This window comes from Caldicellulosiruptor bescii DSM 6725 (assembly GCF_000022325.1).
GTDB classification, from domain to species: domain Bacteria; phylum Bacillota; class Thermoanaerobacteria; order Caldicellulosiruptorales; family Caldicellulosiruptoraceae; genus Caldicellulosiruptor; species Caldicellulosiruptor bescii.
This window is the reverse complement of the sequence record NC_012034.1, coordinates 1925933-1943315: the sequence shown is the minus strand read 5'-3', so window position 1 is coordinate 1943315 and position 17383 is coordinate 1925933. Positions and strand designations below refer to the sequence as shown.

6 protein-coding genes and 2 pseudogenes are annotated in these 17383 nt (G+C 37.0%); 7 read left to right on the top strand and 1 reads right to left on the bottom strand.

What is annotated here, in order from left to right; translation table 11 throughout:
* Positions 1 to 272: 272 nt before the first annotated feature.
* The 5 genes from ATHE_RS09325 to ATHE_RS09305 all read left to right on the top strand — a co-directional run bounded on the left by ATHE_RS09325 (position 273) and on the right by ATHE_RS09305 (position 13919).
* On the top strand, positions 273 to 4709 hold the full coding sequence (locus tag ATHE_RS09325) for a glycoside hydrolase family 48 protein (RefSeq protein WP_015908240.1): 4437 nt from the start codon (positions 273 to 275) through the stop codon (positions 4707 to 4709).
* A gap of 391 nt (positions 4710 to 5100) precedes the next feature.
* Positions 5101 to 7482 (top strand): helix-turn-helix domain-containing protein, encoded by a 2382-nt coding sequence (locus ATHE_RS09320; protein ID WP_015908239.1) that lies wholly within the window; start codon positions 5101 to 5103, stop codon positions 7480 to 7482.
* A 345-nt stretch (positions 7483 to 7827) separates the two neighbouring features.
* Complete coding sequence (locus ATHE_RS09315) at positions 7828 to 9789, top strand: right-handed parallel beta-helix repeat-containing protein (protein WP_015908238.1); 1962 nt, start codon at positions 7828 to 7830, stop codon at positions 9787 to 9789.
* A 95-nt stretch (positions 9790 to 9884) separates the two neighbouring features.
* Positions 9885 to 11228 (top strand): pectate lyase, encoded by a 1344-nt coding sequence (locus ATHE_RS09310; RefSeq protein ID WP_041727168.1) that lies wholly within the window; start codon positions 9885 to 9887, stop codon positions 11226 to 11228.
* 189 nt (positions 11229 to 11417) lie between these two features.
* On the top strand, positions 11418 to 13919 hold the full coding sequence (locus tag ATHE_RS09305) for a rhamnogalacturonan lyase family protein (protein ID WP_015908236.1): 2502 nt from the start codon (positions 11418 to 11420) through the stop codon (positions 13917 to 13919).
* A gap of 200 nt (positions 13920 to 14119) precedes the next feature.
* Here ATHE_RS09305 and ATHE_RS14300 read toward each other — a convergent pair.
* Positions 14120 to 14921 (bottom strand): annotated as a pseudogene (locus ATHE_RS14300) (transposase); the annotation flags it as partial.
* A 144-nt stretch (positions 14922 to 15065) separates the two neighbouring features.
* On the opposite strand from ATHE_RS14300, the pseudogene istA reads away from it, so the two are divergent.
* Both istA and istB read left to right on the top strand, forming a co-directional pair.
* Positions 15066 to 16545: pseudogene (gene istA, locus ATHE_RS09290) on the top strand (IS21 family transposase).
* A complete protein-coding gene (istB, locus tag ATHE_RS09285; protein WP_015908233.1) occupies positions 16542 to 17333 on the top strand; it encodes an IS21-like element ISCsa9 family helper ATPase IstB in 792 nt (263 codons plus the stop codon). The pseudogene istA and the gene istB overlap by 4 nt, the downstream one beginning before the upstream one ends.
* Positions 17334 to 17383 lie beyond the last annotated feature (50 nt).

Genomic DNA, 17383 nt, shown 5'->3' with positions numbered 1-17383 from the left:
ATGGAAAAACACCAAGTGAAAAGGTAATAAAGAGACGAATTAGGCTTTTAAAGAGATTAAGGAGAAAGTAAAACAGGATCTAAGTTTGCAGCAGTTAGAGTTGACGTGTGAATCTTGGCAGGCACCAGAGCTTAGGTTTTACAGGCTTTAGTTTATAGCGCGGAATTGTAGCTATTATTGGAACTTATGAAATATTATTCATAATGATTTATAATGATTATATCTAAATGTAAAATAAAAAATAAAATAGAAAGAGGAGGTTAGTAGATAATATGATGAAGAAATTAGTTAAAATTATAACTCACGTGGTATTGATTACATTTATAGCAGGTGTTTGTTTGTTTGGTACGATGAGTTATTATCCAATTGAAACCAAAGCAGCACCTGACTGGAACATTCCAAGTTTATATGAGAGTTATAAGAATGATTTTAGGATAGGTGTAGCAATACCTGCAAAATGTTTGAGCAACGATACAGACAGAAGGATGGTATTGAAACATTTTAACAGTATAACAGCAGAGAATGAAATGAAGCCAGAAAGTTTATTAGCTGGGCAAACAAGTACAGGCTTAAATTATAGATTTAGCACTGCTGATACCTTTGTAGACTTTGCGAATACGAACAATATAGGAATTAGAGGACATACTTTAGTGTGGCACAGCCAGACGCCTGATTGGTTTTTTAAAGACAGCAGTGGACAAAGGTTAACCAAGGATGCGTTGTTAGCAAGATTGAAGCAATATATATATGATGTTGTAGGAAGGTATAAGGGAAAAGTATACGCATGGGACGTTGTAAATGAAGCCATTGATGAGAATCAGTCTGATGGTTATAGGCGGTCGACATGGTATGAGATTTGTGGACCAGAATACATTGAGAAAGCATTTATATGGGCACATGAAGCAGATCCCAACGCAAAGCTATTTTATAATGACTATAATACTGAGATTTCCAAGAAAAGAGATTTTATATACAACATGGTTAAGAATTTAAAATCAAAAGGAATACCAATACATGGTATTGGAATGCAATGCCATATAAATGTTAACTGGCCTTCAGTTAGCGAAATAGAGAACAGCATAAAGTTATTCAGTTCAATACCGGGCATAGAAATTCATATAACAGAGCTTGATATGAGTTTATACAATTACGGATCAAGCGAAAACTATTCGACACCCCCACAGGACTTACTTCAGAAGCAAGCTCAGAAGTACAAAGAATTATTTACAATGTTAAAGAAGTATACGAATGTTGTTAAATGTGTAACATTTTGGGGATTAAAAGATGATTATTCATGGTTAAGATCTTTTAACGGCAAAAATGATTGGCCATTATTGTTTTTTGAGGATTACAGTGCAAAACCAGCTTATTGGGCAGTAATAGAAGCATCAGGGACATCAACAACACCAGCTCCAACTACAACTATTACGCCGACCCCAACACCAACACCAACACTGACTCCAACACCGACACCTACACCAACACCAACGTCAACACCAACTGCTACACCAACAGCAACGCCAACACCAACACCGACGCCGAGCAGCACACCTGTAGCAGGTGGACAGATAAAGGTATTGTATGCTAACAAGGAGACAAATAGCACAACAAACACGATAAGGCCATGGTTGAAGGTAGTGAACACTGGAAGCAGCAGCATAGATTTGAGCAGGGTAACGATAAGGTACTGGTACACGGTAGATGGGGACAAGGCACAGAGTGCGATATCAGACTGGGCACAGATAGGAGCAAGCAATGTGACATTCAAGTTTGTGAAGCTGAGCAGTAGCGTAAGTGGAGCGGACTATTATTTAGAGATAGGATTTAAGAGTGGAGCTGGGCAGTTGCAGGCTGGTAAAGACACAGGGGAGATACAGATAAGGTTTAACAAGAGTGACTGGAGCAATTACAATCAGGGGAATGACTGGTCATGGATGCAGAGCATGACGAATTATGGAGAGAATGTGAAGGTAACAGCGTATATAGATGGTGTATTGGTATGGGGACAGGAGCCGAGTGGAGCGACACCAACACCGACAGCAACACCAGCACCGACAGTGACACCGACACCTACACCAACACCAACGTCAACACCAACTGCTACACCAACAGCAACGCCAACACCAACACCGACGCCGAGCAGCACACCTGTAGCAGGTGGACAGATAAAGGTATTGTATGCTAACAAGGAGACAAATAGCACAACAAACACGATAAGGCCATGGTTGAAGGTAGTGAACACTGGAAGCAGCAGCATAGATTTGAGCAGGGTAACGATAAGGTACTGGTACACGGTAGATGGGGACAAGGCACAGAGTGCGATATCAGACTGGGCACAGATAGGAGCAAGCAATGTGACATTCAAGTTTGTGAAGCTGAGCAGTAGCGTAAGTGGAGCGGACTATTATTTAGAGATAGGATTTAAGAGTGGAGCTGGGCAGTTGCAGGCTGGTAAAGACACAGGGGAGATACAGATAAGGTTTAACAAGAGTGACTGGAGCAATTACAATCAGGGGAATGACTGGTCATGGATGCAGAGCATGACGAGTTATGGAGAGAATGTGAAGGTAACAGCGTATATAGATGGTGTATTGGTATGGGGACAGGAGCCGAGTGGAGCGACACCAACACCGACAGCAACACCAGCACCGACAGTGACACCGACACCCACACCAGCACCAACTCCAACCCCGACCCCAACACCAACTGCTACACCAACAGCAACGCCAACACCAACACCGACGCCAACACCAACCCCAACCGCGACACCAACAGTAACAGCAACACCAACACCGACGCCGAGCAGCACACCGAGTGTGCTTGGCGAATATGGGCAGAGGTTTATGTGGTTATGGAACAAGATACATGATCCTGCGAACGGGTATTTTAACCAGGATGGGATACCATATCATTCGGTAGAGACATTGATATGCGAAGCACCTGATTATGGTCATTTGACCACGAGTGAGGCATTTTCGTACTATGTATGGTTAGAGGCAGTGTATGGTAAGTTAACGGGTGACTGGAGCAAATTTAAGACAGCATGGGACACATTAGAGAAGTATATGATACCATCAGCGGAAGATCAGCCGATGAGGTCATATGATCCTAACAAGCCAGCGACATACGCAGGGGAGTGGGAGACACCGGACAAGTATCCATCGCCGTTGGAGTTTAATGTACCTGTTGGCAAAGACCCGTTGCATAATGAACTTGTGAGCACATATGGTAGCACATTAATGTATGGTATGCACTGGTTGATGGACGTAGACAACTGGTATGGATATGGCAAGAGAGGGGACGGAGTAAGTCGGGCATCATTTATCAACACGTTCCAGAGAGGGCCTGAGGAGTCTGTATGGGAGACGGTGCCGCATCCGAGCTGGGAGGAATTCAAGTGGGGCGGACCGAATGGATTTTTAGATTTGTTTATTAAGGATCAGAACTATTCGAAGCAGTGGAGATATACGGATGCACCAGATGCTGATGCGAGAGCTATTCAGGCTACTTATTGGGCGAAAGTATGGGCGAAGGAGCAAGGTAAGTTTAATGAGATAAGCAGCTATGTAGCGAAGGCAGCGAAGATGGGAGACTATTTAAGGTATGCGATGTTTGACAAGTATTTCAAGCCATTAGGATGTCAGGATAAGAATGCGGCTGGAGGAACGGGGTATGACAGTGCACATTATCTGCTATCATGGTATTATGCATGGGGTGGAGCATTGGATGGAGCATGGTCATGGAAGATAGGGAGCAGCCATGTGCACTTTGGATATCAGAATCCGATGGCGGCATGGGCATTAGCGAATGATAGTGATATGAAGCCGAAGTCGCCGAATGGAGCGAGTGACTGGGCAAAGAGTTTGAAGAGGCAGATAGAATTTTACAGGTGGTTACAGTCAGCGGAGGGAGCGATAGCAGGAGGCGCGACAAATTCATGGAATGGCAGATATGAGAAGTATCCAGCAGGGACAGCAACATTTTATGGAATGGCATATGAACCGAATCCGGTATATCATGATCCTGGGAGCAACACATGGTTTGGATTCCAGGCATGGTCGATGCAGAGGGTAGCGGAGTATTACTATGTGACAGGAGATAAGGACGCAGGAGCACTGCTTGAGAAGTGGGTAAGCTGGGTTAAGAGTGTAGTGAAGTTGAATAGTGATGGTACGTTTGCGATACCGTCGACGCTTGATTGGAGCGGACAACCTGATACATGGAACGGGGCGTATACAGGGAATAGCAACTTACATGTTAAGGTAGTGGACTATGGTACTGACTTAGGAATAACAGCGTCATTGGCGAATGCGTTGTTGTACTATAGTGCAGGGACGAAGAAGTATGGGGTATTTGATGAGGGAGCGAAGAATTTAGCGAAGGAATTGCTGGACAGGATGTGGAAGTTGTACAGGGATGAGAAGGGATTGTCAGCGCCAGAGAAGAGAGCGGACTACAAGAGGTTCTTTGAGCAAGAGGTATATATACCGGCAGGATGGATAGGGAAGATGCCGAATGGAGATGTAATAAAGAGTGGAGTTAAGTTTATAGACATAAGGAGCAAGTATAAACAAGATCCTGATTGGCCGAAGTTAGAGGCGGCATACAAGTCAGGGCAGGCACCTGAGTTCAGATATCACAGGTTCTGGGCACAGTGCGACATAGCAATAGCTAATGCAACATATGAAATACTGTTTGGCAATCAATAATTAAGTAGGTAAATGAAAATTTAGCGGGGTAGCACAACTATAAGTATGGTGTGCTACCCTTTTTTGTTTGAATACATAAATTTTAGTAAATAAAAATATATGGTAAAATTGCTTAGATAAAGTTGTATAATTTGAAATATGTTTTAAGCTACGAATTTACTATAACATACATATTAAAAAGTAATAACCAACATATAAAATTGCTGTAATATGGTAAAAACTATTTTTAAAGATGCTTAAAATTTTCCTGTCCAAAATAAAATTTTCTTGCTTTAACTGTGACAAGTTGTGTTATAAACTTTATTGTGAAATAGCTTTAGCAGATAAAATTAAAATTCATATAAAATCCAACCATTTTTAGTATTAGGGGTTAGGGGGTTTATGTAGGAAAATGGGAAGAACCATATGTATTAAAAAAAGTGCAAATATGTTCTTAATATTTTTAGTTATGGTTTTTCTTTTTCATTTTCTAATGTCAGTTTTCTTATTATATATGACTAAAGAACTTATTTTGAGAGACATAATTAATGATAAGTCACTTCAATTAGATAAACTTCGCGAAAAAATAGACAATGAACTAAAGAAAATGAATGAGATAGTTACACGTATTCTTACTGATGATGAATTAAAATGGGTAGGGAATCTAAGGGGGTTAAGAGAAAATTCTTTAGATTTATGGGAGTACTTTGAATATTATAAACACTTTAAAGACATAGGCATGATTAATGGAGAGTTAAAACCTATCATTGTACTTTTTTTACGCGAGGGAGAAATAGTATATTTTGCTTCCGAAGAATTTGGCTCTTTTTTTACATTTGGATTTGAAAATTTTTGTAATTACTTTTCACCTGACAGAATGAACTGCCGCGTTTGGCTCAATAAAATATTCGATAAAAACAACAGTAAATGCAAAAATAAGTTAATATCACAAGAATATTCAATTAGTGGCCAAAGAATATTGGCATTGCATGAAACATATTACTTTCCATTTGATAACATTGGAAATCAATTGGCAATTCTTCTGGTAATTATTGATGTTGCTAAATTTTGTAAGCTACTAAAGGAAAACAAATTAAACAGCCAAGATTCAATAATTTTAATTTATGATAGGTGTGAGAAAAAAATATTAACTTCAAATAAAGCAGATATTAATAATACAATAAATAACATATTAGAAAAACTTAGCAAAAATAAGAAATATATTTCTAATCTGTATAATGTAATAACAATACGAAATAAAAAGTATATATTTTTACGGTTGGCTTCAAATGTATATGATTGGGATTATGTTTATCTAGTACCATATAACAGCATAAAAAGTGAAATATACATTTCAAGAACTGTTTATACATTGTATCTAACGGAGTTTACACTTTTCATAATTATTATAAGTTTATATGCTATTTATATCAAATTATATAAAGTAAGGACATATAAAATAACTAAGGGCTTAAAAAATGTAAACGAGGAGAATGAGAATAAAATACTTACTTTTAGGTGCATAAACAAGTTAAAGGAGAAAGACCGTAGGTTAATACACACTAAAATTACAAGTTACAGGATTCTTAATAAAATAACCAGTAAACAAGAATTATTAAACGATATGATAATAGAAAAGCTTATTTATGGTTGGTCTTATAGCAAAGGGGCAATAGAAGAAAAAATCCAAAGTATAGGCTTAAAAATTGGAGGTAAAAAATTTTTAGTTGCCATAATCAAAATGCTCTCTCTTACCAAACAAGTTAGAACAAGAGATATAATAAAAAATGAGTTAGAAAGTATTAGGGTTGACTCAAAAATTAACTTGGTATTTTATTATGTTTACCAACTTGCAGATAGTGATCTTGCTTTAATTTTAGCATTTGATGAAGATGAAGATGAAAAAGTAAGTCAAAATGTAAATCTATGGCTGAGATTGATAGGTGATAGATTAGTAATTAAAATATGTCACAAATATTTAATTGCAGTTGGTCGTATAGTTAATAACATTGACGAATGTAGAATTTCATTTTTAGATGCAAAAGAAATTATTGAAGCTAATAAATTAATCACAACAGAGAACGTTGAGAATGGCATACTGTGGTATTATAATGTTGTTAAGAAAGATAATAATATATGGTATCCAATAGAAATAGAAGAGAGATTAATGTTGCTAGTTAATCTTGGGAAAATATCTGAGATTGAAGAAATTCTACACCTATTATATTATAAAAACTTTGAAGAAAAAGATATATCACTGAGTTTAAAGTATGTGCTAATTAGTGAGTTAATTGGAACAATTATTAAAATTGCAAATATGACAAAAGTAAATATTGACAATCTATTTGACATTAAGAACTTTATTTTTATTGAAGAAAATGACTTTGACAGGTTATTTGAAGATATAAAGCAAGTATTTATTAATATAACAGAACAAATCAAGAGAAACAGGAAGGCTTCTAAGGAAAAATTAATAGAGGAGATATTAGAATTTATAAACAAAAACTTATTTAATCCAAACATGAGTATATCCCTTGTCGCTGAAAGATTTAATTTATCTGAATCTTATTTTTCTAATATTTTTAAAAATGCAGTAGGTATAAAGTTCAGTGATTATGTAGAAAAGTTAAGAATAGAAGAAGCATATAAATTGATAAAGCAAAAAAAGTGGAATTTAGACGATATTAGTAAAATGGTAGGATATACTAACATTAAAACCTTTAGAAGAGCTTTTAAAAGGGTAAAAGGTTGTTTACCCAGTGAAATTTTAAACATAAATGAACATGATATATAGAGAACCATATGTATTTAAACATACCTTAATAAAATCCTATCACATTAAAATTTTCTTTATTCAAAATAAACAAATTAGTAATATAAAATTGTTTAACCATATTATAAAACTAAAGAAGTGTCCCTTGAAAAAAAAATCAAATTAATTATTATTAATAATAACAGTGGAGTAGAGGAGTAAAAGAGAATATTTCTACTCCATACTGTGGATTCAAAAGAATAAGAACACTAAGGGAGGGATGAATTTGTTAGCACATTTTTTGTAAGCAACAGTTAAAGAACTATTTTCAACAAATTTTTGATGCAGACCGTAAATAATTATAACAAAAAAGAGGAGGTTTGGGTGATGAGTAACAGGAAGATTTTAGCCATTGTAGTCAGTTTGATAATGGTTGTTTCATTGTTTACAGGGATTGGGTTGCGTAATGAAGTTGCAAAGGCAGCGACACTTTTAACAGATGATTTTGAAGATGGCAACAGAGATGGATGGTCGACATCGAACGGTAGTTGGAGTGTAGTAGTGGATGGGAGCAAGGTTTTAAAGCAGGCTAGCACAGGTTCTGAGGCGAGAGCATATACTGGTTCATCTGATTGGAGTGATTATACAGTTGAAGCGAAAGTTAAAGTATTAAATGTGAAGGATTCGAGTTCAGGTGCGGGAGTGATAGTGAGATATAAAAACTCAGGTAACTTTTATGCGTTGGTGCTAAGGGGTTCAAAGATAGAAATAGGGAAGAAATTAAACAGTAACTGGAGTACATTGGCGTTCAAGTCATTTACGTTGGATCAGGATACCTGGTATAATGTGAAATTAGAAGTAAATGGGAGCAAGTTAGTTGGATATGTTAATGGGAGTCAAGTATTAAGTGCAAGTGATTTATCGATTACGACAGGAAAAGCAGGTTTAATAGCTGACAGGTGTGTTGCTGAATTTGATGATGTTGTTGTAAATTCAAGTGTGAGCGGTACAGCACCTACTCCGACACCAACACCGACTTCATCAGTGACACCAACACCGACATCGACTCCAACGCCAACCAAAACACCTACTCCAACTTCCACACCAGTACCAACACAGACCCCAGCAGTAACACCGACGCCGACCCCAACGCCGACGACAGTTCCAACACCTGCCCCGACACCTGTACCTGGGGTGAATGCTATTTATGTGGCACCAAGTGGGAGCTCAGATAATCCTGGTACCATTGATCGACCTACTACATTAGAAAAAGCAATCACGATAGTACAACCTGGGCAGATAATCTACATGAGAGGTGGGACGTATAAGTATTCTGCGCAGATCACAATTGAAAGAAATAATAGTGGTACAAGCAATGCAAGAAAATGTATTTATGCATTTCCAAATGAAAGGCCAATATTGGACTTTTCATCTCAAACATATGGGAGTGTGGACTCAAATCCAAGAGGATTACAGATTAATGGGAACTATTGGCACATAAAAGGATTAGAAGTCATGGGAGCTGCGGACAACGGAATCTTCGTAGGAGGCAGCTACAATATAATTGAACAATGTGAAATTCATCATAACAGAGATTCAGGTTTGCAGATAAGCAGGTATATAAGTTCTGCAACCAGAGATGAGTGGCCAAGTTATAACTTGATATTGAATTGTACATCACATGACAATATGGATCCAGATAACGGTGAAGATGCAGATGGTTTTGCATGCAAACTAACAGCAGGACCAGGAAATGTATTCCGAGGTTGTGTAGCGTACTACAATGTTGATGATGGTTGGGATTTATACACAAAAAGTGAGACAGGAGCTATTGGTGAAGTATTAATTGAGGATTGTGTGGCATATGGTCACGGGCAAACATCAACCGGGAGTGCCACATCTAGCAGTGATGGAAATGGCTTTAAGCTAGGAGGCAGTAATATAAAGGTCAATCATACAGTGAGAAGATGTATAGCATTTAATAACAACAAACATGGATTTACTTATAATAGTAATCCGGGTAGCATAACAGTGGAAAATTGTACGGGCTATAATAACGGTTTAAAGGTAAGTGGAAGGAACTTTTATTTTGAAGAAGGTACACACGTGTTGAAGAATTGTTTATCCTACAAAGAGAGTGCATCGAGTGATTTGGTAAGTGGAACGATAATTAATTGTGTTTTGTGGAGTAATAGGCAAGCAATAAAGCTAAATGGTCAACTGGTAACCGATAATGACTTTTACAGCTTAACACCAACCATAACAAGGAATAGTGATGGGGGTTTAAACTTAGGAGACTTTTTAAAGCCAAAGCCTGGTAGTGGTTTAGAAGGAATAGGAGCAAGGTAATTACCTTACCCTCTCCGCTTGAAAACAAAAAATAGAAAGGTCAAGCGGAGAGGGTAATGATAAAATCTAAGAATAAAAAAGAGGAGGTTTGGGTGATGAGTAACAGGAAGATTTTAGCCATTGTAGTCAGTTTGATAATGGTTGTTTCATTGTTTACAGGGATTGGGTTGCGTAATGAAGTTGCAAAGGCAGCGACACTTTTAACAGATGATTTTGAAGATGGCAACAGAGATGGATGGTCGACATCGAACGGTAGTTGGAGTGTAGTAGTGGATGGGAGCAAGGTTTTAAAGCAGGCTAGCACAGGTTCTGAGGCGAGAGCATATACTGGTTCATCTGATTGGAGTGATTATACAGTTGAAGCGAAAGTTAAAGTATTAAATGTGAAGGATTCGAGTTCAGGTGCGGGAGTGATAGTGAGATATAAAAACTCAGGTAACTTTTATGCGTTGGTGCTAAGGGGTTCAAAGATAGAAATAGGGAAGAAATTAAACAGTAACTGGAGTACATTGGCGTTCAAGTCATTTACGTTGGATCAGGATACCTGGTATAATGTGAAATTAGAAGTAAATGGGAGCAAGTTAGTTGGATATGTTAATGGGAGTCAAGTATTAAGTGCAAGTGATTTATCGATTACGACAGGAAAAGCAGGTTTAATAGCTGACAGGTGTGTTGCTGAATTTGATGATGTTGTTGTAAATTCAAGTGTGAGCGGTACAGCACCTACTCCGACACCAACACCGACTTCATCAGTGACACCAACACCGACATCGACTCCAACGCCAACCAAAACACCTACTCCAACTTCCACACCAGTACCAACACAGACCCCAGCAGTAACACCGACGCCGACCCCAAATACGGGTGGTGTTTTAGTTATTACAGATACAATAATTGTAAAATCCGGTCAAACATATGATGGTAAAGGAATAAAAATAATAGCTCAAGGAATGGGTGACGGAAGTCAATCTGAAAATCAAAAGCCCATATTTAAACTTGAAAAAGGGGCAAATTTGAAAAATGTAATAATTGGAGCGCCAGGTTGTGACGGGATACATTGTTATGGTGATAATGTGGTTGAAAATGTTGTATGGGAAGATGTTGGAGAGGATGCGTTGACTGTAAAAAGTGAGGGGGTAGTGGAAGTTATTGGTGGTTCAGCAAAAGAAGCTGCTGACAAGGTGTTCCAACTTAATGCACCGTGTACATTCAAAGTAAAAAACTTCACAGCTACAAATATAGGAAAGCTTGTAAGACAAAATGGTAATACTACTTTCAAAGTAGTTATTTATCTTGAAGATGTAACATTAAACAATGTAAAAAGCTGTGTTGCAAAATCTGATAGTCCAGTATCAGAACTGTGGTATCATAACTTGAATGTAAACAATTGTAAAACATTATTTGAATTTCCGTCCCAATCACAGATACATCAATACTAATCGTTCTTTTAAGATAAGGAATAATGACGTTTTAGTGAGTAAAATAGAGAAAAAAGTAGATGAGAGTGTGTGTGATGAATTTGATATTTATATGAAGTCCTCAAATTCATCACACGCCACTTTTTGGATGAGTCTTTTGTAGATTATTATAATTGAAGATAAAGAGAAAGGTTTTGGAGGGGAGTTTCAATGTTAACTAATAAAAAGCTTAGGGAGTATGTATATTTTGTATCGATTATTTTTTTCATGACTATTATATTGTTAAATGGACAGATAAATGTGAGCAAAAGTAATTTAGCAATGGCGGCAACAGGAAGTCAAATTGAGAAGTTAAATAGAGGATTAATTGCAATAAAAGTAACCAACGGAGTATTTTTGAGTTGGAGAATGTTTGGTTCAGATTTAGCGAATATAGGGTTTAATATTTACAGAAATGGAGTGAAGATAACTAATACGCCGATTCAGAACAGCACAAACTATGTTGATACTGCTGGGACAGCTGCTTCGAAGTATTATGTAAAAGCAGTGATAAATGGTGTAGAGGTAGAGCAATCTGAAGAAGTAAGTGTGCTTAGTAGCAATTATATTGAAATAAGATTAAATAAACCAGCGAATTCTCCACTCGGTGCTTCATATTCGCCAAATGATGCAAGTGTTGGCGATTTAGATGGTGATGGGGAATATGAGATTGTTCTGAAATGGGATCCAAGTGATTCAAAGGATAACTCACAATCTGGATACACAAGCAATGTGTATTTAGACGCTTACAAATTAAATGGCAAGTTTTTATGGAGAATTGATTTGGGTAGGAATATAAGAGCAGGAGCACATTATACACAATTTATAGTATATGATTTAGATGGTGACGGAAAAGCTGAAGTTGCATGTAAAACAGCTGATGGAACAATAGATGGACAAGGGAATGTGATAGGTGATCCAAATGCTGATTGGAGGAATTCCTCTGGTTATATTTTATCAGGGCCTGAATATTTGACTATATTTGAAGGTGCGACAGGACGAGCAATAAAGACGGTTAATTATATTCCGCCACGAGGGAATGTTTCATCATGGGGTGATTCTTATGGAAACAGGGTTGACAGGTTTTTAGCAGCAGTAGCTTATTTGGATGGGAATAGACCTAGCTTAATTATGTGCCGAGGATATTACACAAAAACATATATAGTTGCTTGGAATTGGCGAAATGGTGAGTTAACAAAGTTATGGCAATTTGACACAGGAGAGATTAGAGATGGATATAGAGATGATTACGAAGGACAAGGAAATCACAATTTGAGTGTGGCTGATGTTGACAATGATGGTAAAGATGAGATAATATATGGTGCTATGGTAGTAGATGATAATGGAGCACCATTATATTCAACTAAATTAGGTCATGGTGATGCAATGCATGTGACAGATATTGATCCAGACAGGCCAGGATTAGAAGTTTGGCAGTGTCATGAAGGAAGTACAGGAGCGAGTTTAAGGGATGCACGAACTGGACAGATATTAGTGAGAGTTTTAACATCTGGAGATAGTGGACGTGCTTTGACGGCAGATATTAACCCGCGATATAGAGGATTAGAAATGTGGGCGGCAGGTGGAATAAGTGTTAGAGATTGTAGAGGTAATGTAATCAGTAATGCGACACCACCAATTAATTTTGCAATATGGTGGGATGGAGATTTAGGTAGAGAATTGTTGGATAATGTATATATTTATAAATGGGATTATAACAATAATAGGAGTAATACTATATTCACAGCAAGTGGATGTTCATCAAACAATGGCACAAAAGCAACACCTTGCTTGAGTGCAGATATACTTGGGGATTGGCGAGAAGAGGTCATATTTAGGACTAGTGATAACAATGCAATCAGGATATATACAACCACCACATTGACAGATTATAAGATACCTACGCTTATGCATAACAGGCAATATAGGGTGTCTATAGCATGGCAGAACGTTGCATATAATCAACCACCTCACGTAAGTTTTTATTTAGGGTATGAGACTAATGTGAATAACATATATCAATATTTTGAAGGTTATGGGCAACAACCAATTGTTACACCGTCGCTAACCCCGACAAAAACACCAACGCCTACATCAACTCCATTGCCAACATCAACTGCAACATCTACGCCAACTCCAACAGCAACAGCAACACCAACACCGACACCAACAGCAACACCAACACCGACGCCGAGCAGCACACCTGTAGCAGGTGGACAGATAAAGGTATTGTATGCTAACAAGGAGACAAATAGCACAACAAACACGATAAGGCCATGGTTGAAGGTAGTGAACACTGGAAGTAGCAGCATAGATTTGAGCAGGGTAACGATAAGGTACTGGTACACGGTAGATGGGGACAAGGCACAGAGTGCGATATCAGACTGGGCACAGATAGGAGCAAGCAATGTGACATTCAAGTTTGTGAAGCTGAGCAGTAGCGTAAGTGGAGCGGACTATTATTTAGAGATAGGATTTAAGAGTGGAGCTGGGCAGTTGCAGGCTGGTAAAGACACAGGGGAGATACAGATAAGGTTCAACAAGAGTGATTGGAGCAATTACAATCAAGGGAATGACTGGTCATGGATGCAGAGCATGACGAATTATGGAGAGAATGTGAAGGTAACAGCGTATGTAGATGGGGTGCTGGTATGGGGGCAAGAACCAAAATAATAGGTTTATAGAAAACTATTTAATGATAAAAAATTGTTAATTGCAAATTAAAAGAGACTGTAAATAATTTTGTGTAAAGCATAAAAACCTCCTTCTTGGTAAGAATCAGAATATAAACAAAAATATCCAAGAAGGAGGTTTTTTGATATGGAAAATGTTTTAACGTGTAAATGTCAATATAAAAATGGTTCTTTCCTAACTTAGTTGAAATTAAATAATAAAACCTTACTTCTTAACATTTCAAAACTACAGCGACCATACATAATTCTCTTAATAACTTTTATCTTATTTATAATCCCCTCTGCTAAGCCGTTACTGTATTCATACATAATACAATTTCTTACAGCTTCATAATCTCTCTTTACCCCTGAAACAAAACTATTCAACTCGGGAATATCTAACTCTTCACTCTCTTTAAGCCACTGCTCTACCTTAAACACGTCTTTATTCAATAAGATTTCTTTAAACTGCTTGACTAATCGGTAGATTATCTTTAATTGAGGATAAATCTCCATTACTTTTTCCAATTCCTCCGCTGTTATAGCTTTTTCTTCTTCTATCCCTCTATAAAGCAAACTTATCAGACTCTTTCTCTCGACTATTTTAATTGTCTCACTTCTATCTTCTAAAAATATCCTTTCTTTATTCGTATTAGCAATAAAGTATCTTACTAACGAATATGAACTATCGTATCCCATTTGCTTTATCTTTTCAAATAATTCTTGCGCCACTATATCCCTTTGAAAAAAGTTCTAAAATGCATTCTTTATAATTGTCTAACTTACTTTTAAATTTTCTTCCTTTCGATGCATGATTAAATCTACCATCTGATTCAAGATATTTTTTTACTGTTTTTCGATCTAAACCTAATTCTCTCGATATCCCAGTAATGCTATATCCTTTCCTTCTAAGCAATTTGGCCTGTTCAATTAATTCTTCCTTTCGTTTACAAATATTTTCCTGCTTCGATTTCCCAATCAGCTCCTTGTCATATTTTTCTTTTTTGTTAATGATAAAATAAAATCATCAGAAATGACACTAAAAATTCCCCACCTGCCACTTAAAAAGAAGCCTTCTGTAGTGTAGAATGGAAAGTATGGGAAAACTACAGAAGGAGAAGATAACAAGAAAATGTTGGGGGTTGCAATGCACACAACAATCTACACACTTTTCAAACGGGGATACAACAAAAGTCGAATAGCAAAATTGTTAAACGTGGATAGAAAAACTGTTAGAAAAGTAATTCATGACATTGAACAGAAAGGAGAAGTCAAGAGAAAATCAAAAGGTTCTGTATTAGATAATTACAGGGAGTTCATTGAGGCAAAGGTTAATAAAGGACTTTCAGCAAAGAAAATATATCAAGATCTACAAGCGGAATTTGATTTTGAAGGAAGCTACTCGAATGTAAGAAGATATGTCCAAAAGGTAAAACAAAAGATAGCAAATTCAAAGGTGTACATGGTTTTAACAACACTGCCTGCAGAAGAAGCTCAAGTTGATTTTGGATATATAGGTAAGATAAAAGTTGATGGTAAATTCAAAAAAGCATGGGTATTTACAATGGTTTTAAGTTATTCAAGATATATGTATGCAGAGATAGTATTTGACCAGACAGTTGAAACATTTATACAGAGTCATAAGAACGCATTTAAGTATTTTGGTGGAGTAGTAGAAGTTGTGAAGATAGACAATTTAAAAGCAGGGGTATTGAACGTTGATTTTTATTGATGTGCAGATACAAAAGGACTATGCAAGTTTTGCAAGCCACTATGGATTTTTACCTCAGCCATGCAGGGTATACACACCGACTGATAAAGGCAAGGTAGAATCGGCAGTTAAGTATGTTAAGCAAAACTGTTTTTCTGGGGAAGAATTTAAGGATATTGATGAGGCGAGGGAGCATTTAAAAAACTGGCTTGACGATGTAGCAAATGTGAGAGTACATGGCACAACTAAGAAAGTTCCCAAAGAAGTTTTCATCTCAGAAGAGAAAGAAAAGTTAATAGCTCTTCCTATTGAGGAATACCACATATCAAGGAGTTCAATTCATAAAGTAGCTACTAACAGTCATCTCATATACAAAGGGAACTATTATTCAGTGCCATATGAGTATGCAGGATATGAAGTAGAGGTAGTTGAGATGGGCAGTTTTTTGAGGGTGTTCTTTGAAGGTAAAGAAATAGCCCTTCATCAAATTGTCAAAAACAATGAGAAGGGCAAATACGTAACCAACAAAGAACACTATCCCTCGTCCAAGAATATAACAATTGAGGATATATTGTCAAGACAGAGGGGTAAAATGTCAGAAATTGGCAATTGGGCGCTGAAGTTTTTTGAGGAATTTATTAAGCAAGAAGGATTTAAAAAGTATGATTACAGGAGCATAAGTGGGATAATAGCACTAAAAGAAAGATATGGAGCTGAGGCAGTAGACAATGCGTGTAAGAGGGCTTTAAAATTTGGAGGGTTGAGCTACAAGGTTGTTAAGAATATATGCGAAAAAGGGATAAGCGATTTGCCCGAGTATGAAGATGAGAGCTATATTAATGAGGAAAGTACAGAGCTTTACAGGGATATCAGGGAATACGACAAATTGCTTGAGATGGGAGAATTGCAAAGATGAATGATCTTTTGTTGGGGAAGCTAAAGGATTTGAAATTATCTGGGGTAATAAAGAGTTTTGATTTAAGGGTAGAGGAAGCTATTAAGAATAACTTTTCGTATCAAGAGTTTTTTGAGATATTGATAAATGATGAAGTGAGTAACAGGAGAATAAACAGTAATCAAAAGAGGATAAGCAAAGCGAGGTTTCCATGGCACAAGACATTAGAAGAATACAATTTTAGTTATCAGCCTTCAATTAATAAGAGGTTTATATACAATTTGGCGACCTGTGAATTTGTCCGCAAGAAAGAAAATGTGGCCTTCATAGGACCGCCAGGAACGGGAAAAACACATCTTGCAATAGCGATAGGACTTAAAGCCGTAGCACTTGGATATAGAGTTTTGTTTACCACAGCAAATGAGATGTTAGAAGAGTTGTATATTTCAAGAGCGGATAATTCGTATCAACAAAAGTTAAAAAACTATGTTAATGTGGATTTGTTAATAATAGATGAGCTGGGCTTAAGGAAATTTAATCAAAGCAGTGTAGATGATTTTTATGAGATAATATCAAAGAGGTATGAGAGAGGATCGATAATAATAACTACAAACAAGGTATTTGAAGAGTGGCCGAGGATATTTTATGATCCAGTTTTAGCGACAGCGATTTTAGATAGATTTGTACATCACTGTCATTTTGTAGTTATCAAAGGTGAAAGTTATAGGATGAAGCAAAGGGAGGGTGCTATAAAAGCTTTAACAGATGATTCCAAGAATGAGTCAAATCAGTTAAATAATGATAATTAAATTTTTTTGAAAACAGGTGGGGAAAAAATGTTATCAAAAGTGGGGAAAAG

Bases quoted from the DNA above. Each gene is read 5' to 3' on its own strand.
- ATHE_RS09310 (WP_041727168.1), top strand. From the start codon at position 9,885: ATGAGTAACAGGAAGATTTTAGCCATTGTAGTCAGTTTGATAATGGTT.
- ATHE_RS09320 (WP_015908239.1), top strand. From the start codon at position 5,101: ATGGGAAGAACCATATGTATTAAAAAAAGTGCAAATATGTTCTTAATA.
- ATHE_RS09315 (WP_015908238.1), top strand. From the start codon at position 7,828: ATGAGTAACAGGAAGATTTTAGCCATTGTAGTCAGTTTGATAATGGTT.
- istB (WP_015908233.1), top strand. From the start codon at position 16,542: ATGAATGATCTTTTGTTGGGGAAGCTAAAGGATTTGAAATTATCTGGG.
- ATHE_RS09305 (WP_015908236.1), top strand. From the start codon at position 11,418: ATGTTAACTAATAAAAAGCTTAGGGAGTATGTATATTTTGTATCGATT.
- ATHE_RS09325 (WP_015908240.1), top strand. From the start codon at position 273: ATGATGAAGAAATTAGTTAAAATTATAACTCACGTGGTATTGATTACA.